We start from the raw sequence: 18,555 nt of genomic DNA on the forward strand, positions 1-18,555 counted from the left end.
GTTTCGCATGTCCGGCAGTCTGAGCTTCGGGATGACACCCGCTCGTACGAGGGCCGTCCTTCAGGGGACGTTGTTGAAGCCCGGCCGGCACGTCGATGTCCGCGCTGCGCGCCGCGTGAGAGAGGTGTCTCCGACCCTGTGGATCAAAGACGCCTTCCTTTTGACGGTCGCCTCGCAGCAGGCCATCTCCTTGCCGTGACTGCCAGGGTCACGGCGCCTCGGCGGCGGTCTTGATCGAGCCGAGCCAGCGCGTCAGCTCGGCGTGCAGTTTCGCGCTGTTGTAGAAGAGCCCGAGCAGGGAGCCGGCCATGGACTCCTCGGTTCGCAGGAGCGTGGTTCCGTCCTGCCGGGTGGTGATGAGGTGGCGGTGCGCGGCGCGCGAGCCCATCGCGCTGCCGGTCCAGGTGATCTCGCGCAGTGGCTCGACGACGGCGAACCGGGAGCTGATGGCGGTACGGCCGTTGACCCAGGTGAACGGCGTATCCACCGTGACGCCGCCGTCGCCCGCGATGCGCACGTCGCGGATGGCTCGGTGGAATGCCGACCATGCGGTGGGGTCGGCGAGCAGACCCCAGACCCGCTCAGCCGGTGCGTCGATCACCACCTCGTGCGCGGAGCGGATGGGCGCCTCCTCGTCGATCCGGTGCCGCTTGGCGTAGTTGTTGTGCAGCTCATCCAGCGACGGTCCGCGGTAGCGAATCTCCCGCAACATCTGGGTCCCCCATGCGTGATCACGAGTGGGCTGGGCGTTCGCCAGCCGTTTGCTCCGTCCACTCTCGTCAAGACCCTGGCCTGGATCAACGTATACTTCACGCCCGTGCCGATAACGCACGGGTTATGACTAGGGCGGGGCTTGTGGAACTTCGGGACATCGAGATCTTCCTGACGCTGGCCGAGGAGTTGCATTTCGGGCGGGCGGCCGAACGGCTGCACGTGTCCCAGGCCCGTATCAGCCAGGCCATCAGTCAGCAGGAACGCCGGCTGGGCGGGGAACTGTTCGACCGCTCCAACCGCCGCCAGATCCGTCTCACCCCGCTGGGCCGGCAACTCAGCGACGACCTTCGACCGATCTACACGAGCCTGAACGACAGCTTGGAACGCGCGCGAATGGCCGCCGAAGGCGTCGCCGGTGTGCTCACGCTCGGCAGCATGGGCCCGCAGGGCTGGATGATCCGCGAGATCGTCGATCGGTTCCGCAACCGATGTCCGGCCGTCCGGCTCGTGCATCGCGAACTCAACGTCGTCGACCCGCTCACATCGCTTCGAGCCGGTGAGGTCGACGTGGCCCACCTGTGGCTGCCGGTCGGCGAACCCGACATCACCACCGGTCCGGTCACCCACACCTCACCGGTCGTCGTCGTCATGGCCGCCACTCATCCGTACGCCGACCGGGAATCGCTGAGCTTGGAGGACTACGGAGACCTGACCTTCATGGGACACCGATCACCGATCCCGGCATCCATGGAAGAGGCGTTCCAGCCCTTTCACACGCCGTCCGGGCGCCCGGTCGCCCGCGGCCCGGTCATCTCCAACTGGGAGGACGAGCTCAAGGTCATCAGCACTGGACAAGCCGTCGGTGCCGCCGCCGCCGAGGCCGCCCGTTTCTATCCTCGACCGGACCTCGCCTATGTCCCCGTGACCGATGCCCCGCCCCTTCGATGGGCTTTCGCCTGGCGCGCCACCGACACCAACCCGCTCATCCGTGCCCTCGCAGAGGCCGTCGACACCCTGCCGCGTCCAGGCTCGCGGCGCTGAAGGACATGCCGGCGGAGAGCGAATCCACTCATCACAGCAGTCAGTCGGCGACCCTGACGACGCGGATAAGGCGTTGCGGGCCCGGCTGCTCGGCATGAGGGGGTGTAGGTCCGCAGGGTGATGCGCGGACGAGGTTTTCGCTGAGGGCCGTGATGTTGTCTCCGGCGCCCAGGAGCGCTGAGGCGTAGGAGTGGCCACAAGGCTGTGTATGGTGCGCTCGCGGGCGGCCTGTGCGGCTCGGGATGCCACCTGCTCCGTCTTCGTTGGACGTTCTTCATACTCGGCCGGCCGCGACGTCAGGTCATCAACGGGCCGTCCGCGGATCCATACGGCGGACTTCCGCGGAGTGCCTGGCGGCGCGCCGTACTGCCTGACGACTTCGCCGGCCGTCGGCTTGTGGAAGCGCCTCGACGCACCGCCAAGAGGCCGTCGTGAGCCAGGCGCCGGCGTTGAGCGCCCGGGCCCGGCAGCGCCACCGGTCGGGAACGCCTCGACGCCTGGCCGGAAGCATTCACCATCAACTGATGGGTGAGCTTAGGTGGTCGCTCGAACAGCGGATGGCCGAACCTTTGCAGCAGTCTTCGTTGACTCCCTCAAGACGGCAGATAGTCTCGGACCAGAGCTCGGGATTGAGATAGCATCCGAAGTTTTTCGAAGCCTCTTGAGGTGAAGTTCTCGGTTCTGCGACGCAGAACTCTCGTCAGCCCTCAAGGAATCGCGTCCGGATGGCATCGACGGTTGGAATTCCCGCTGAGCGGCGCCGGGCGAGTGCATTCAATGGTTGAAATCACAGCCAAGTCCAAGGGAGTGGTCGCATGGACATGAGGAGTGCGCTGCGCGACGGCCAAGGTGTCCTGAGCACCGAGGTGTCGATTTTCGACGGGGCCGACGGCGAAGCGATAGTCCACCTGCCATTGAAAGGGCGGGCCTTCCGTGTCGACGAACGCGTCAGGCGGAATGTCGAGGAACTCGCGGCAGGTCTGAGGGCGCCCGACGAGATCGGCGACGACGTCCGGGAGGTCCTGCACCGCATGGGCATCCTGGGTGGCGAAAGGACGCCTGAACCACGGACGCCGCCTCTGCAGGAGTTCACCCCCCTCGAGGCCACGCTGATCCTCACCGAGAGCTGCAATCTCGGGTGCACCTACTGCTATGCGAGCGCCCTGCCGAAGAAGTCTCCGCCGATGAGCGAAGAGATAGCGCGCGCGGCTGTCGACCTCGTGCTCCAGAACGCGAGCAAGACGGAGCAGAATCTTGCGCTGTTCCGCTACATAGGCGGCGGTGAGCCCACGGTCGAGTGGAATCTCCTCAAGGCGATCACGGAGTACATCGGCACGACGTCTCGGGAGCTGGGAGTTCGGTACCAGATCCGCCTCATCACCAACGGCACGCTGCTGACGCCGGATCGGGTCGCCTGGATCAAGGAGAACATCCAGTTCGTGACCTTGTCCTTCGACATCCTGCCCGAGCTCCAGGCGCAGCGGGCGTACGCGAACGGGCGGTCGACGCACGGAAAGCTCCTCGATGTCGTCAGGGAGCTCGCGGACAATGGAGTCGCCTTCCACCTGCGTACCACCGTGTCCGCCCGAGGTGCGAGTCGGCTGGCCGAAATGGTGGCGTTCGTACACGAGCACACGGCAGCCAAGAGCATTCGCTTCGAGCCGATGGCCGAGATCGGGCGATCGCTTGAGCAGGGAATGGCCAAACCCTTGCAGCAGGAGTTCGTCGACTCCTTCAAAGAGGCGTACGAGCTCGGCCGGGAGCTCGGCATCGAGATCACCTGCAAGATGTTCCAGAATACCCTGAGGCGAAGTTCGCGGTTCTGCAACGCCGAATTCTCCGTCACTCCCGAAGGGATCGTGTCCGGCTGCCATCGATACAGCCGGGAGGAGCACGACGGATACGATCTGTTCCGCATCGGGCGATACGACGGCCAGCGGTTTCAGTTCGACATCGACCGGGTGAACGCCCTGCGGTCCATCGATGTGCACTCGTTCGCCGAGTGCACATCGTGCATGGCGCGCTGGAACTGCGCAGGCGGTTGTCTTTCTGCCCGGGTGGGACGCAACGGGGAGATCTCCCAGAAGGGCCCGCTTTGCGACCTCACCAGAGACCTGCTCGTATTCTCCATCGAGCAGCAAGTGGAGGATGCAAATGTCGAACGAAGAGGATGAGCTGTTCGTCTCGGACCCGATCGACCTGAGCCGCCAGGTTTATGTGGACGGTAACGACTACCAGCTCCTCTGCTGCGGCCCGGGTGGTGGAGGGAGCTCCGGAGGCGGGGGTTCGACAGACGAATGGGTGACTGCGGCTGAAGTTCTGTACGAGCTGACCGGAAATCCGGGTCAGGTCGTGCGCGACGTCATCACCTACCAGCATGAGGAAGGCACCGCGATCGAAGTCGACCTGCTGAAGGGGTACTTCAAGATCAAACGCGGTGACGAAACGCTGTACTCCGGTCGCAAGGCCTTGGAGTTGCTGATGCGGATGAAGAGCCTGACCTTTGATCAGGCGCTTGAATGGATCGTCGAGAAATACTCCGTCGAAACGGCCAGAATGCTGGCCGAGGATTACGTCAAGAGGCGCTTGGCGGCCCTCTCCGATCCCTCCTGAAGCGACGGCGACTCCAATCGGGGTCCGCCGGGTCTCGTGGTGCTGCCTCCGTCACGCCGGGGACCGGACCAGAGACCTTCCTGCAGTATCTGTCGAGCGAGAAGTAGAGGATGAGATGTCGAACGAAGAGGATGAGCTGTTCGTCTCGGACCCGATCGACCTGAGCCGCCAGGTTTATGTGGACGGTAACGACTACCAGCTCCTCTGCTGCGGACCGAGTGGCGGAGGAACTTTCGGAGGAGGGGGTTCCACGGACAACTACCTGACTGCGGCGGAAGTTCTCTATGAGCTGACCGGAAATCCGGGTCAGGTCGTGCGCGACGTCATCACCTACCAGCACGAGGAAGGCACCACGATCGAAGTCGACCTGCTGAAGGGACACTTCAAGATCAAACGCGGTGACGAAACGCTGTACACCGGCCGTAAGGCCTTGGAGTTGCTGATGCGGATGAAGGGCCTGACCTTTGATCAGGCGCTTGAATGGATCGTCGAGAAATACTCCGTCGAAGCGGCCAGAATGCTGGCCGAGGATTACGTCAAGAGGCGCCTTGCGGCGCTCTCCGACCCCTCCTGAAGGGACGGAGCAGTACTTCTGACCGACGTGGGGTTGCCCGCTACGGCCCTGGCCGCGATCCAGTAGCACGCCGGCCCGGCACGGGCATGGAGGAGACAAGGTGCCGCCGCAACGCGTCCTTGAGATCACGACCAACATCGGCTGTCGGCTGCGGTGCTCCTACTGCCCGCAGTCGACGGTGGTCCGCGCCTATCACAAGGAGCCGGACGGGGGCGGAGCTCCGCGGGCGTTGCTCCACACCATGACCCGGGAGTCGTTCAGGGCGTACATCGACACCGTTCCGGCGTCCGTGCACATCCACTTCTCCGGCTTCAGCGAACCCTGGCACGCCGAAGACTGCGTCGAAATGATTCACATCGCGCATGAGCGCGGCCACACGATAGCTGTTTTCACGACTGCGGATCGGATGACGGCCGAGGACGTGTCCCGCCTCGCCGGCATCCCGTTCAAACGGTTTCTGGTGCATCTGCCCGACGGCGGAGGGGAGATGCGCAAGAAGGTGGGCGCCGAGTACGTCTCGTTGCTGAGGCTGTTGGCGTCGAGCGCGATCCATAATCTTGAGTACCACACCATCGGCACGCCCCACCCGCGGATCGCGACCGAACTCGACGCAATGTGGTCCACTCGACGCATCCAAAGTCGTGCAGGCAATGTGAAATGCTCGTCCACAGCGGTCGGCGTGGCTTTCAGCGCAGCCGAGATCGCGGCACGGAACGCGCGTACGACATTGATATGCCGCAAGGACCGCATATTCGCCAACGTTCTTCTGCCCAACGGGGACGTACACCTCTGCAGCATGGACTACGGCCTGGAACACCGGCTCGGCAATCTGGGGGACCAGACGTACCAGGAGATCGCGACGGGGCCGGGATTCGCGCGGACTCTTGCCGCGCTGAACGATCCGGATTCGGATGTTCTCTGCCGGCGATGTGAGTACGCCCTGCCGGGCGCCTATCGCGGCCGTGACACGTGACACGGTTCGAGGCCCGTCCTCCCGAAGGGCCGGAGACAGCAGAGAATTTTCTTTCCTTTGAGGATGGCCGACGACCTGGGCGGCAGACTCCGAGCTACGCTCGGAGTCGCGACGCCGACCACCGCGTCTGCGGAGGCGCTCTTCGAGGTGCTTTTCGAGAGCGCCGACGGTTCACCTGTTCCCACTCGTTGAGATCACTCCGTGCTGGAGGTGGCGTGATCGATATTGGCGGCCTCTACCATGCGCAGTGGCATCTCCACAGTCGGCTCAAGCACGATGAGGTAGATGTCCGTTCATCGCTTCGCTGCGACGAGGCGTGGGCTGAGCTGAACAACTTCGGCGACCCTCATGTGGTGGTCGCGACCACCGACAGTGGGTGCCGGCTCGACCATCCTGCTTTCGGCGGGCTGGAGAAGTTCGCCGGATGGGGATACTTCGAGGGCAGGGAACTGCGCACCATGGCCACGTCGAGGAGCATGGGCTCGGGGATGTACCTGCCCGGTCAGCATCATGGAACCTCAATGTGCGCGCTGATCTCGGCGGTCGGCGGAGACCAGCCTGTCGGCGTCGCGCCGGCATGCCGGTTACTGCCGATCAGATTGCCGACCGATGCCAACCTCGCCCATGTCTCGGAGGATGCGATACTTCGCATCCTGGATTACGTGGCCGAACGGGCGGACGTGCTTCTGATCTCCTGGTCGAAACTCCCGTACTTCTTGCTGTCGAGTACCGTTGTCGACCGCATCGGGGAGCTCACGGAGTGCGGAGGCCGGCGCGGCAGAGGAGTTGTCGTCGTCTGTGCGGCAGGTAATTCCAACTGTCCGATCCAGTTCAGTTCCGGGACCGCGATACCGTACGAGGCCCATTTCGGGAGGGGCAGGCCGTTCGGGCCGGACGTCAAGCGCTCAAGGACGTTTCGCAACGTTCTCGTCCCGTTGCCGGGCGTGTTGCATGTGAGCTCTGTTTCAAGTTTGGCCCGGCGTTGCCACTACTCGTGTTACGGCCCGGGAATCGATCTCTGTGCGCCGTCGAGCAACTCGCGGGTGTTCCGGGGTGACATGCTGGCCGGTCTGGGGCTCACGACGGCCACGGGTGACCCGGCGAAACCAACCCATCGGTTCAAGGGCACCTCGGGTGCGGCGGCGCTCGTTGCCGGCACGGCCGCGCTGGTGGTGAGTGTGAACTCAGGACTGTCGGCGTTGGAAGTGTGCCGGGTCTTGCAGGAATCCGCTTCGAAGGATCTGGACCACGCCGGTTACGGACCGCCTTCGCCCGCGTCACCTGATTCCGCATGGGACCTTCCTCCCGTCACTCCCTTCGGTCAGGGGTCGTTCAACGACCATGGGTGGAGCCCCTGGTTCGGCTACGGCAAGGTGGACGCGGTCCAAGCGGTGACATTGGCACGGAATTGGAAGTGAGCTGGCCTGATGGAGGGCACAGACCGGGTGAACCGTTGTCGCGACCGCGAGACAGACCTGTGGATCGCGGTGACCCCAGAATGCGCCACCTCCGTCCGCTCGGAGGCGGTGCACGAGCCCTCGGCGGACGTCGCGCTGAACGCCGGAGCCGGCGCTGTGGTCCAGGCCGCCGACAGCGGGCATCGATCGCGATCAGGCGGAGTTGTGCGCGCTCTGGTAACCGGTGCCGCCGGATTCATCGGAAGCCACCTCGTCGAGCGACTGCTCGCCGAGGGCCATCGTGTGCGGGGAATCGACTGCTTCAGCGACTTCTACTCGCCCGCACTCAAGCGCGGGAATCTGGCGGGCGCCGTCGATCACCCGCGCTTCGAGTTCGTCAACGCGAATCTCGCCCGTGTCGAGATCGACCGGCTCCTGGGTGAGGTCGATGTGGTGTTCCATATGGCCGGCCAGCCAGGCGTACGAACGTCATGGGGTGACAACTTCGCGGCGTACGGCCGGAACAACGTGGGTGTCACGCAGCGGTTGCTGGAAGCGGCGAGCCGCGCTTCCGTCAGACGAATGGTCTTCGCCTCCAGCTCCTCGGTGTACGGGGAACAGCAGGCATGGCCCACCGGCGAGGAGGCGCCGACGCTGCCGGCAAATCCGTACGGAGTCACCAAGCTCGCTGCCGAGCATCTGTGCCGGGTGTACGCGCGGAGCCACCAGTTTCCGGTCGTGAGCTTGCGGTATTTCACCGTGTACGGTCCCCGGCAGCGGCCGGACATGGCGTTGCACCGCATGCTGAGGGCTGCCTGGGACGGCGTGCCGTTCCGGCTCTTCGGCGACGGCGACCAAGTACGCGACTTAACCTTCGTCGCAGACGTGGTGACAGCGACCATCGCCGCCGGGACATTGCCGGTGGAGCCGGGTGCGGTGCTCAACGTCGCCGGTGGCTCGGCGACGTCGGTGAAGGAGCTGATCTCAATGGTGGAGGAGGTCGTCGGTCTTCCCGTGCCGATTCTGGGCGGCGCATGCCAACCGGGCGACGTCTCGCGCACCGGAGGCGCCATCGAGCGAATCAAACGCGTGCTGTGCTGGAGTCCACGAGTCGAACTCCGGGAAGGGGTCCGGGCCCACGCGGAATGGTATCGGCGGTGCGTGTCCCTTCAGGGGACTCTTCGGCACCGCTCTTGATCCGTCAGCGCGACCGTCCGTGCGGTGGTCGCGATCGGGCCGGATCACCTGAGCAGACTCGCCTCTGCCATTGACGATGATCCCCCGCTCTCAGGGCTGAAGAGCCCATGCGTGCGGGGTTACGGGCCGGTGGGAGCCGTGACGTGAGTTACCGACAACGTGAGGTCGTCTTCGAAGGTCCGGGTGACATCTCGATAAGACCACGCGAGCTGCCCTCATCGCCGTCGCCCTACAACCTGATCGTTCGAACGCGCTCGTCGATCATGAGTTCCGGCACTGAGACGGCGTTTCTCTACCACCCGCCGGGGTCTCCGGCGAGTCCGAGATTTCCCATCCGGCCCGGGGCGGGGATCGTCGGAGAAATCGTGCGGGTCGGGGACGCCGTGAAAGGGGTTCGTCCCGAACTCAGGCTGGGGCAGAGGGTGTTCGTCAGACAGCATCATCAGGCGTATGCGCACTGTGATGCTCTGAGCGACTGCATCTACCCGGTTCCTGACGATGTCACCGACGAGGCGATGCTCCTCGCCCGCCAGGCGATCATCGGAATTCACGCGGTCAGGACCGCCGGTATCGGGCTCGGTACTTCTGTTCATGTCATCGGGCTGGGGGTCATCGGGCAGCTGATCGCCCGTCTTGCCGTCATCGCCGGTGCGCGGCCGGTGTCCGCCGTGGATCATCATCGGAACCGTCTTGCCGCGGTCCAGCGGGTCGCACAGGTGGCACCACTCGCCGAAGACGTGAAGAACGAGGTCGACGTCGTACTTGTGGCATGCGGCAGTCCTTCCGCCGTCACGGAAGGGCTCGAGATGACCGCGGTGGGCGGCGCCCTGCTGCTTGTCGGCGGCCGGGCGGGGATGACGAGTATCGACCTGACAGGCCGGGTGTTCCGGCGGAATGTCCGGATCATCGGTGTGCACCAGACCGGCGCCGTGGGGCCGAACGGCGACTCCGCGAAATGGCAGAGCCTCCTGGATCTGGCTGTTCGCCTCATCCGTGACGGGTCGCTCAACATAGAAGGACTCATCACCCATCATGTAGCTCCGAGTGAGATCGCGTCCTCGTACGAGTTGTTGCTCGGGGACAAAGGCAACCGCATCGGGGCGATCATTGATTGGACCATCGATTGAATGGCGGTTCGGAATGTCATCAGTGGGGATCTGGTGCGCGGTCTCGGAATCGGAATATGCCTTGCTCGGTCTCACCCTGCGAAATCTGCTCGAACACGACGCTGTCCGCACCGCGCTGGTACTTCACACCGGCCCCAGGCGTCCTCCCGACTACGGCGGTCTCGCCTCCCGCTACAGCAAGGTTCGCGAAGTTCACCGGGACTTCGGCGAGGGGTACTCCAGGAGCCTTGGCCAAGGAGGCTACGACCAGTTGTCGGCCAGGAACCATGCATTGGACCTGATCGAGGACTCCGGTGTGGAGTGGCTGCTCCAGTTCGATGCCGACGATTATTACGATCCCGGCCTCGTCTCGATCGTGACGCGACTGGACGAGGGGCACGATGCGGTGGTCTGCTCCTACTACACCCTGACGTCGGAGACTCGTCATTGGCATGAGCCGCGACTGGACAAAGTCGTCGGAGGAAAGCTGTTGCTCGACCCGCACACGAGAGTCTGGCGCTCTTCCCTGCAGAAACGGTTCGAGCTCTGTCCGGTCGCCTCGAAACAGTACGAGAACATCACCCGTCACTGCGGTGTGTCCTTCTCCGGTCATCCTCCATGGCACTTCAGGACCTTGGAGGGGCAATTCCACTTCCACCTTCACTGCCTGCTGGGCAAGCGGCACACCGCGGCTCGCACGGTGAGCCGGGAGTTGCCGACGCCCATCTCGCCGGAACTGCAGGAGTGCCTACAGGAGCTGAAACGTTGTGCAGGCCCGCGAGTGGCGGGGGATGGGTGAGGGGTTGACGGCGGAGCGGGAGTGGTTATGTTCCTTTTAGGAAAGTTTCCTAAAAGAACGTCCATCGGTCCTCAGGAGGCGTCCTCATGCTGTCCAGGAAGTGGGCCACCGGCCTGCCCGCCGCGACCCTGCTCACCACCGCGCTGCTCGCGGGCCTCGCCCCGGCCGCGCACGCCGTCCCCGACGGCTGCACCACCAGCGTGAACGGCTCGACGGCCGAGAGCCGCTGCACCGGCGGCACGGGGCAGCACCAGATCGCGATCACCGTCCTGCACGTCAACCCCAGCGTCGGGTACGTCTACAACGTCGGCCCATGGGTCTCTCCCGGCCAGGTCTCCGCGGCCACCATCCCGCCCGGCACGATCATCTCCATCCGCACCAACAAGCGCTGAGACGCGGGCGGCCGCCTCCGGGCGGCGGGCTGACCCGCCGTCGAGGCGGGCTACCTGCTCGCCCGGCGCCAGTCGCTCGCGGCGAGGCGGTACAGGACGTGGCGGCGCAGTCGGTGCCCGGGTGGCAGGACGGGGTGGTCGAAGTCCCCGCCCGGGTCATGGACCATGCCGAGTCGTCGCATGACGGCGCTGGAACGCGTGTTGACCGTGGCCGTGAAGGAGACCACCTCCGCCAGCCCGAGGCGGTCGAAGGCGAAGCCGAGCGCGGCGGCGGCCGCCTCGCTCGCGTAGCCGTGGCCCCACGAGGCGCGCTTCAGCCGCCAGGCGACCTCCGTGGCCGGCATGAAGTCGGCCTCGAAGGTGGGCTGGTTCAGGCCGGTGAAGCCGATGAACTCGCCGGTGTCCAGCCTCTCCAGCGCCCAGCGTCCCCAGCCCTGCCGGGTGATCGCCTCGTCGCTGGCGGCGGCGAACGCGTCGCTCTGCTCGCGGCTGAGCGTGGCGGGGAAGTGTTCCATGACCTCGGGATCGGCGTTGAGCGCCGCGAAGGGCTCGCGATCGGCGGGCAGCCAGGGGCGCAGCAGGAGCCGCTCGGTGCGCAGCCCGACCGGCGGCAGAAGGGTGGAGTCGATCACCGGTGACATCTTATGCGCGGAGCGAGGTGGGGGAGCTCGTACGCTTGGTCCCGTGTTGAGTAGTAACCGGCTGCGTGTCCTGCTTGAGGTGTTCCGGACGGGCAGCATCGCCGGTGCGGCCCGGGTGTTGAAGCTGTCGCCGTCTGCCGTGTCCCACCAGCTGTCGCGGCTGGAGCAGGAGGCGGGGGTCGGGCTGGTCGAGCGCAACGCCCAGAGCCTGCGGCTGACCGAGGCCGGACGCCGCCTGGCCATCCGCGCCCAGGAGGTCGTCGACATCATCGAGGCGGCCGAGAAGGACCTGCTCGCCCAGGCCAGGGTGGACGCCGGCGAGCTGCGCATCGGCTTCTTCGCCTCCGCCGGGTACCGGTTGCTGCCGCTGGCTCTGTCGCGCTTCGCCTCCCGGTATCCCAAGGTGGCGCTCGACCTGGTGGAGGGCCAGCCGTACGAGCTGCTGCCCGATCTGGAACGCGGCGCGCTCGACGTGCTGGTGGTCTTCGAGCACGCGCTCGACCCGTGGCAGTGCCCGGAGGGAGTGGAGGTGGTCCACCTGTTCCACGAGCCGCAGCTCCTGGTGCTGCCGACCGGCCACCCCGCCGCCCAGCGCTCCGGCATCCGGCTCGCGGACCTGGCCGAGGAGCCGTGGATCACCACGTTCGGCGCCGAGCACCCGGTGTCGATCCTCGAACGGGCCAGCACGCTGGAGGGCTTCTCGCCGCGCATCCGCTGCCGCAGCGACCACTACGAGGTCACGATCGGCCTGGTACGGGCCGGGCTCGGCGTCGCGCTGGTGCCCAGCCTCGGCCTGCAGGGCGCGACCGGGCTGCACACCTGCCGCCTGACCACGCCCAACCTGTTCCGCAGGATCGGCGTGGCCAGGCGGCCGACCAATCCGAACCCGGCCGCCCGGTCGTTCCTGGCCTACCTGCGTACGGCCTCGGCCCAGCTCAGGAACTCGCTGGAGCCTTCACTGCGCTGAGGCGGGCGGCGACGTCCAGGCCGGCTCGCCGTACGGCGGTGGTCAGGTCGTGCTCGCTGCCCGCCGGGCCGTGGGCGAGGACGGCGTAGGCGATGCGGCCGTCCATGATGCCGACGTCGGACCGGACGCCCTCGTCGGTGCCGGTCTTGTTGGCCAGCCAGTCGCCCTCGGGATCGTGCCTGAGCAGGGCCGGGACGAGACCGTGGTCGGTGTTCCTGCGCATCCACCCGCGCATGAGCGCCTGCCACCCGCCCGGACCGGCGAGGAGCGCGGCCAGGCCGGAGAGCTCGGCCGCGGTGCCGATCGCGAACGTCGGCGGGTCCTGCGGGGTGCGCGGCTCCCTGATGCGGTCGAGCAGCCTGGTCCGCGACAGCCCGAGCGCCGCGGCGGCGGCGTTGACCCGGTCCAGGCCGATCGTGCGCAGCAGCGCGTTCGTGGCGGTGTTGTCGCTGACGGCGGCGGTCAGCACGGCGAGGTCGCCGACCGTCCAGCTGCGCGCCGACAGCGCCGTGAGCAGCCCGGAGCCGCCGCAGTAGTCGTCGTCGTGCAGCGTCACCGGCGTGTCGGGGGCCAGGATGCCGCCCTCGACACTCATCGCCACCTCGGCCAGCAGCAGCAGCTTGCCGACACTGGCCAACGGCAGCTCGGCGTCCTCGTTGACGCCGTGGAACTCGCCCGTCGCCAGATCGCGCGTCGCGACGGCGAGCGTGATGTCGTTCACCGCCCGATGATCCTTCCTGGTCTGTCCTCGGTGAGCCTGTTGTCCTGCACGGCGAGCCGTCCGGCCACGACGACGGCCCTGATGCCGACGGGGGGCAGCAGCGGGTCGGCGTAGGTCGCGCCGTCGGCGACCGTCCCGGGGTCGAAGAGCACCAGGTCGGCGTGCGCCCCGTCGCGTACGACGCCCCTGTCCTCCAGCCCGAACCGGTCGGCCGCCATGCCGGTCATCTTGTGGACGGCGGTCTCCACCGGGAACAGCCCCTGGTCGCGGGAGTAGCGGCCGAGCACCCTGGGGAAGGTGCCGGCCAGACGGGGGTGAGGGTGGCCCGGCTTGGGCACGCCGTCCGAGCCGATCATGGCGAACTCGCTCGACAGGACCCGCTGGACGTCGTCCTCGCGCATGGAGTGGCTGATGATCGTCACCTCGCCCTCCTCGGCGAGGAGCAGCTCGGCCGCCGCGTCCACGGGGTCGCCGCCCAGCTCGGCGATCGTGCGGCCCTCGGCCTCGGGGTGACGGGTGGCGCAGGCGACCGAGATGCGGTCCCAGCCGCCGTTGCCGACCGTGTTCTCCCAGCCCGGCACGCCCGTCTCGATGGCCGCGCGCATCCGGTCGCGCTGGCCGCGGTCGCGCAGCCGGTCGAGCAGCGCCTCGGTGCCGCCGTCGTTGGCCCACGGGGGGAACATCGCCGACAGGGACGTGCTGCCCTCGGTGTAGGGGTAGACGTCGCAGGTGAGGTCCATGCCCTGGGCGCGCAGCGCGGCGATGCGGGGGAGCGTGCGCAGGGTCTTGCCCCAGGCGTGCTTCCCGGCGGTCTTGTGGTGGCTGACGTGCAGCGCGGCCCCGCTCCGGCGGGCGATCTCGACGGCCTCCTCCAGCGCCTCCTCGACGCGGGACATCTCGTCCCGCAGGTGGGTGACGTACGGCTTGCCGTGCCTGGCCGCGACACGGGCCAGCGCGACCACCTCGGCGGTGTCGCCGTACGTGCCCGGGGTGTAGATGAGGCCGGTGGACAGCCCGGCGGCCCCGGCGGCGAGCGCGTCGTCCAGCAGCGCGCACATGGTGTCGAGCTCGGCGGGGGTAGCCGGGCGGTCCTCGTAGCCGAGCACACCGGCCCGGAGGGTGCCGTGGCCGACGAGGGAGGTCAGGTGGTTCGACCGGGGAGCCCGCTCGTGCGCCTCCACGAATTCCTCGTAGTCCTGAAAAATGGGGATGTTGCCGCCGAAGCCGGCCCTGCTGGACCGGCGCAGCGCCGGCACCCGCTCGGGCAGTGCCGGGAACAGGCTCGACCCGCAGTTGCCGCAGATCTCCACGGTGACGCCCATGAGCACGGGCGCGGCGGCCAGCTCCCGGCCCGCCTCGCCGAGCAGGGTGACCGCGTCGGAGTGGGTGTGGACGTCGATGAAACCGGGCGCGACCACCAGCCCGGCGGCGTCGATCACCCGCCCTCCGCCGCCGTCGGACGGGCCGCCCCCGGGCAGCAGGACGAGGCGGTCACCGCGGACGCCGACGTCGGCCCGGCGCAGCGGCGAGCCCGTCCCGTCGGCCACGAGGCCGCCGCTGATCAGCATGTCGAGGCTCACGTGGCCGAACCCTTCCCGAGTGGCGAGCCGTTCACAGCACCTGCCCGAGAAAGGCCCGGGTGCGTTCGTGACGTGGTGCGGACAGCACCTCGCGGGGCGGCCCCTCCTCCACGATCACGCCGTCGTCGATGAACACCAGGTGGTCGCCCGCCTCTCTGGCGAAGCCCATCTCGTGGGTCACCACGATCATCGTCATCCCGCTGGCCGCCAGGTCGCGCATGACCTGCAGCACCTCCTGCACCAGCTCGGGGTCGAGCGCGCTGGTCGGCTCGTCGAACAGCATGAGCTTGGGGTCCATGGCCAGGCTGCGCGCGATCGCGACCCGCTGCTGCTGGCCGCCCGAGAGCTGCCGCGGGTAGTGGCCGGCCCGGTCGGCCAGCCCCACCCGGTCGAGCAGCGCCTTCGCCCGCTCGGCCGCCTTCGCCTTCGGCAGGCGCTTGACCGTGCACGGGCCCTCCATGACGTTCTCCAGCGCGGTCATGTGCGGGAACAGGTGGAAGCGCTGGAAGACCATGCCGATCTCCTGGCGCTGGCGGCACAGCTCGTCGGGCCGCAGCAGGTGCAGCTTGCCGCCCTGCTCGCTGAAGCCCATGAGCTTGCCGTCGACCCACACCCGGCCCGCGTCGATCGTCTCCAGCCGGTTGACGCAGCGCAACAGCGTCGACTTGCCGGACCCGGACGGGCCCACCACGCAGACCACCCCGCCGGCCGGCACGTCGAGGCTGACGCCCTTCAGCACCTCAAGCTGGCCGAAGCGCTTCCTCACCGATTCGATCTTCACCATGCTAGTGGCCACGGCTGAACCTCCTCTCCAGAAAGCGCTGGCCGACGGTGGCCACGCTGGTGAGCAGCAAGTACCAGGTGGAGGCGACCACCAGCAGTGCGATCACCTCGAAGTTGTCCAGGTAGATGCGCTGGGAGACGGTCAGCAGCTCCGCGCCGGAGATGACCGAGACCATCGAGGTGGTCTTCAGCATGGAGATGAACTGGTTGCCGGTCGGCGGGATGATCACCCGCATCGCCTGCGGCAGCACGACCCTGCGCAGGATCTGCCGGTGCGACATGCCCAGCGACTCGGCCGCCTCCTGCTGCCCCGGATCGACCGACCGGATGCCGGCTCGGACGATCTCCGCCATGTACGCGCCCTCGTTGATGGTCAGCCCGAGCAGCGCCGCCGTGAACGGCGTGATCAGCTCGTTGGCCGGCCACTGGAGGAACATCGGCCCGCCGAACGGCACGCCGATCCCGATCTCGGGGAAGACCAGGCCGATGTTGAACCAGAAGATGAGCTGCACCAGCAGCGGCGTGCCCCGGAAGAACCAGGTGTAGAGGCCGGCCGCGCCGCGCAGCACCGGGCTGTCGGAGAGCTGCATGACGGCGGCGACCACGCCCAGGGCGACGCCGATGACCATGGACAGCGCGGTGAGCGCGATCGTGATCCACAGGCCGCCGAGCACGCGGCCGTCCAGCAGGAACTCGGAGATCACGTCCCAGTGGAGGTTGGGGTTGACGATGACGGTGTAGGCCAGCCACGCCATCAGCAGCGCCGCGACCGCCGCCGCGACGAGCCGCCCCGGTCTGGGCGGCTTCACCGCCTCGATCGGGAGCTCCATCATGCGCCGGTGTTGATCGTGACCTTGGGCACGGCGTTGGCCGTCGTGCCGTACTTCTCCAGGATCTTGCCGTACTCGCCGCTGTCGATCAGTTCCTGGAGCGCCTTGGCGACGGCGTCGCGCAGGCCGGTCTGCTTCTTGTCGATCGCGATGCCCCAGGGGCCGGCGTCGTACTGCTCGGCCAGGACCTCGTACTTGCCGGTCTCCTTGGCGTACATGGCGGCCACGGGGGAGTCGACGATCGTGGCGACGGTGCGGCCGGAGTCGATGGTGAGCAGGCCGGTGGGGGCGTCCTCGCTCTGCATGATCTCCATCTTCTGGGCGCACTTCTCGTTCTGGCGCTTGCCGATCTCCAGGTTGGAGCTGCCCTTGGCCAGGACGACCTTCTTGCCGCACAGGTCTTCGAGGGTCTTGATGCCCTCGGGGTTGCCCTTCTTGACCATGATCGAGCCGCCGGCGTTGAAGTAGTCGACGAAGTCGACGGCCTTGCGGCGCTGTTCGAGGTCGCTGAGCGCGGCCATGGCGATGTCCCACCTGCCGCCCTGGAGGCCGGGGATGAGACCGTCGAAGGAGGCGTTGATGATCCGGGTCTTCAGCCCGAGTCGCTGCCCGACGGCCACGGCCAGGTCGGCGTCGACGCCGGTCATCTCCTGGGTGCCCGGCTTGTACATCTCCATCGGGGGATAACCTTCCGAGGTCGCCATGCGGAGCTCGCCCGACTTCCTGATGGAATCGGGGACGAGATCGCTGGCGCTCTTGCCGGTCGAGGAGGGCGGCGTGGGGGTCGCCGTACCCGAGGTGGACCTCCCGCATCCCGCGCCGAGAGCGCAGGCCGCCACCAGGGCGATGACCAGGTGTGTTCGCATGGCATGTCATCGTGGCCAGGCCGTCAGGCGCCACCAAGTCTCGTGAAGGCATGCGACCCTCAGCAACGAATCCGTCGATGCTCGACCCCGTGAGCCCTCGGGGTTGCTTACGCTCGCCCCTCATGAGTTTGGACATCTGGCCCCAGACCGCCGCATGGCACGACGGGGAGCTGCATCTCGGCGGGATCGGCGCGGTCGAACTGGCCCGGGTGCACGGCACGCCCGCGTACGTGCTGGACGAGGCCGACTTCACCGCCCGCGCCCGCGCCTGGCTGGACGCGCTCCCCGACGGCGACGTGCACTACGGCGGCAAGGCGTTCCTCTGCCCCGAGGTGGTGCGCTGGCTGGACCGGCTGGGCCTGTCGCTCGACGTCTGCACGGGCGGCGAGCTCGCCGTGGCCATGGCCGGCGGGATGCCGCCCGAGCGGGTCGTCTTCCACGGCAACAACAAGTCGGCCGACGAGCTGCGCCGGGCCGTGGCCTGGGGCATCGGCTGCGTGGTCGTCGACTCCTTCGCCGAGATCGCCAGGCTGGCCGGGATCGCCGCCTCCCTGGGCGTGCGGCAACGGGTGATGATCAGGGTGACGCCGGGCGTGGACCCGCACACCCACGCCTTCATCGCCACCGGCGGCGAGGACTCCAAGTTCGGCTTCTCGCTCAGCGCCGGCGCCGCGGCGCTCGCGGTGGCGCAGGTGACCGCCGAGCCCTCGCTGGAGCTGTACGGCCTGCACTCCCACATCGGCTCGCAGATCTTCGAGCTGGACGGCTTCGCCACCGCCGCGGCCAGGATGGCCGCCTTCGCCGCCGAGACCGGCGTCATGAGGCTCGACCTGGGCGGCGGCCTCGGCATCGCCTACACGCCGGACGACCCCACCCCGCCCACGCCCGCCGAGCTGGTCGCCGTGCTCAGGAAGGAGACCCAGGGCCTGCACCTGGCCGTCGAGCCGGGCAGGTCCATCGCCGGCCCGTCCACGGTGGCCCTCTACGAGATCGGCACGATCAAGGGCCGGTACGTCAGCGTGAACGGCGGCATGAGCGACAACCCCCGCCCCGGCATGTACGGCGCCGCCTACACCGCAGTGCTGGCCAACCGCGCCTCCGACGCCCCTGCCGGTGCCTTCACCGTGGTCGGCAAGCACTGCGAGAGCGGCGACGTGCTGGTGCGCGACATCGCGCTGCCCGGCGACGTGCGGCCCGGGGACCTGCTCGCCGTACCGGTGTCGGGCGCCTACCAGCGCTCGATGGCGAGCAACTACAACCACGTGCCCCGGCCGCCGGTCGTGGCGGTGCGGGACGGCGAGGCACGGGCCGTCGTCCGCCGGGAGAGCGAGGAGGACCTGCTGCGGCTCTACCTGTGAGAG

Annotated in this window: 19 protein-coding genes; 12 read left to right on the forward strand and 7 right to left on the reverse strand. The window is 67.5% G+C overall.

Annotation, left to right across the window (positions count from 1 at the left end; translation table 11 throughout):
- Positions 1-208 precede the first annotated feature (208 nt).
- On the reverse strand, positions 209-712 hold the full coding sequence (locus ACWCSU_RS00865) for an SRPBCC family protein (RefSeq protein ID WP_449932656.1): 504 nt from the start codon (positions 710-712) through the stop codon (positions 209-211).
- 143 nt (positions 713-855) lie between these two features.
- On the opposite strand from ACWCSU_RS00865, the gene ACWCSU_RS00870 reads away from it, so the two are divergent.
- The 10 genes from ACWCSU_RS00870 to ACWCSU_RS00915 all read left to right on the forward strand — a co-directional run bounded on the left by ACWCSU_RS00870 (position 856) and on the right by ACWCSU_RS00915 (position 10,806).
- A complete protein-coding gene (locus ACWCSU_RS00870) occupies positions 856-1,755 on the forward strand; it encodes a LysR family transcriptional regulator (RefSeq protein WP_397040410.1) in 900 nt (299 codons plus the stop codon).
- Positions 1,756-2,570: 815 nt separating this feature from the next.
- Positions 2,571-3,929: a radical SAM protein gene (locus tag ACWCSU_RS00875; protein ID WP_449932659.1), complete on the forward strand. Its 1,359-nt coding sequence runs from the start codon at positions 2,571-2,573 to the stop codon at positions 3,927-3,929.
- Positions 3,910-4,368: a hypothetical protein gene (locus ACWCSU_RS00880; protein ID WP_449932661.1), complete on the forward strand. Its 459-nt coding sequence runs from the start codon at positions 3,910-3,912 to the stop codon at positions 4,366-4,368. Before ACWCSU_RS00875 ends, ACWCSU_RS00880 begins: the two co-directional genes overlap by 20 nt.
- A gap of 115 nt (positions 4,369-4,483) precedes the next feature.
- A complete protein-coding gene (locus ACWCSU_RS00885) occupies positions 4,484-4,942 on the forward strand; it encodes a hypothetical protein (protein WP_357707751.1) in 459 nt (152 codons plus the stop codon).
- 100 nt (positions 4,943-5,042) lie between these two features.
- On the forward strand, positions 5,043-5,915 hold the full coding sequence (locus ACWCSU_RS00890; RefSeq protein ID WP_449932663.1) for an SPASM domain-containing protein: 873 nt from the start codon (positions 5,043-5,045) through the stop codon (positions 5,913-5,915).
- A 215-nt stretch (positions 5,916-6,130) separates the two neighbouring features.
- Complete coding sequence (locus tag ACWCSU_RS00895) at positions 6,131-7,333, forward strand: S8 family serine peptidase (RefSeq protein WP_449932665.1); 1,203 nt, start codon at positions 6,131-6,133, stop codon at positions 7,331-7,333.
- A gap of 9 nt (positions 7,334-7,342) precedes the next feature.
- On the forward strand, positions 7,343-8,509 hold the full coding sequence (locus ACWCSU_RS00900; protein ID WP_449932667.1) for an NAD-dependent epimerase/dehydratase family protein: 1,167 nt from the start codon (positions 7,343-7,345) through the stop codon (positions 8,507-8,509).
- Positions 8,510-8,652: 143 nt separating this feature from the next.
- Complete coding sequence (locus tag ACWCSU_RS00905) at positions 8,653-9,636, forward strand: zinc-binding dehydrogenase (protein WP_449932669.1); 984 nt, start codon at positions 8,653-8,655, stop codon at positions 9,634-9,636.
- A 22-nt stretch (positions 9,637-9,658) separates the two neighbouring features.
- Positions 9,659-10,414 carry a hypothetical protein gene (locus ACWCSU_RS00910; RefSeq protein WP_449932671.1) on the forward strand — a complete coding sequence of 252 codons (756 nt, stop codon included), beginning with the start codon at positions 9,659-9,661 and terminating at the stop codon, positions 10,412-10,414.
- An 86-nt stretch (positions 10,415-10,500) separates the two neighbouring features.
- On the forward strand, positions 10,501-10,806 hold the full coding sequence (locus ACWCSU_RS00915) for a hypothetical protein (RefSeq protein ID WP_449932673.1): 306 nt from the start codon (positions 10,501-10,503) through the stop codon (positions 10,804-10,806).
- 50 nt (positions 10,807-10,856) lie between these two features.
- On the opposite strand, the gene ACWCSU_RS00920 is transcribed toward ACWCSU_RS00915, so the two are convergent.
- The gene (locus tag ACWCSU_RS00920) at positions 10,857-11,438 is read right to left on the reverse strand and encodes a GNAT family N-acetyltransferase (RefSeq protein ID WP_449932675.1); all 582 of its coding nucleotides are present in this window, start codon (positions 11,436-11,438) and stop codon (positions 10,857-10,859) included.
- Between the two features lie 52 nt (positions 11,439-11,490).
- On the opposite strand from ACWCSU_RS00920, the gene ACWCSU_RS00925 reads away from it, so the two are divergent.
- Positions 11,491-12,414, forward strand: a complete 924-nt coding sequence (locus ACWCSU_RS00925; protein WP_357707743.1) for a LysR family transcriptional regulator — start codon at positions 11,491-11,493, stop codon at positions 12,412-12,414.
- Here ACWCSU_RS00925 and ACWCSU_RS00930 read toward each other — a convergent pair.
- The 5 genes from ACWCSU_RS00930 to ACWCSU_RS00950 are packed head-to-tail and all read right to left on the reverse strand — an operon-like array spanning position 12,383 to position 17,194.
- Positions 12,383-13,135: a serine hydrolase gene (locus ACWCSU_RS00930; RefSeq protein ID WP_449932677.1), complete on the reverse strand. Its 753-nt coding sequence runs from the start codon at positions 13,133-13,135 to the stop codon at positions 12,383-12,385. The two genes, ACWCSU_RS00925 and ACWCSU_RS00930, sit on opposite strands and share 32 nt — an antisense overlap.
- Complete coding sequence (locus ACWCSU_RS00935) at positions 13,132-14,715, reverse strand: N-acyl-D-amino-acid deacylase family protein (RefSeq protein ID WP_449932679.1); 1,584 nt, start codon at positions 14,713-14,715, stop codon at positions 13,132-13,134. Before ACWCSU_RS00935 ends, ACWCSU_RS00930 begins: the two co-directional genes overlap by 4 nt.
- 31 nt (positions 14,716-14,746) lie before the next feature.
- Positions 14,747-15,499, reverse strand: a complete 753-nt coding sequence (locus ACWCSU_RS00940) for an amino acid ABC transporter ATP-binding protein (RefSeq protein ID WP_357707809.1) — start codon at positions 15,497-15,499, stop codon at positions 14,747-14,749.
- 1 nt (position 15,500) lies between these two features.
- Complete coding sequence (locus tag ACWCSU_RS00945) at positions 15,501-16,331, reverse strand: amino acid ABC transporter permease (RefSeq protein WP_449932681.1); 831 nt, start codon at positions 16,329-16,331, stop codon at positions 15,501-15,503.
- Positions 16,328-17,194 carry an ABC transporter substrate-binding protein gene (locus ACWCSU_RS00950; RefSeq protein WP_357707736.1) on the reverse strand — a complete coding sequence of 289 codons (867 nt, stop codon included), beginning with the start codon at positions 17,192-17,194 and terminating at the stop codon, positions 16,328-16,330. The genes ACWCSU_RS00945 and ACWCSU_RS00950 overlap by 4 nt, the downstream gene beginning before the upstream one ends.
- Before the next feature lie 122 nt (positions 17,195-17,316).
- On the opposite strand from ACWCSU_RS00950, the gene lysA reads away from it, so the two are divergent.
- Positions 17,317-18,552, forward strand: coding sequence for a diaminopimelate decarboxylase (gene lysA, locus ACWCSU_RS00955; RefSeq protein WP_357707735.1), 1,236 nt, complete (start codon positions 17,317-17,319; stop codon positions 18,550-18,552).
- Positions 18,553-18,555 lie beyond the last annotated feature (3 nt).

This window comes from Nonomuraea sp. NPDC001699 (genome assembly GCF_053596455.1).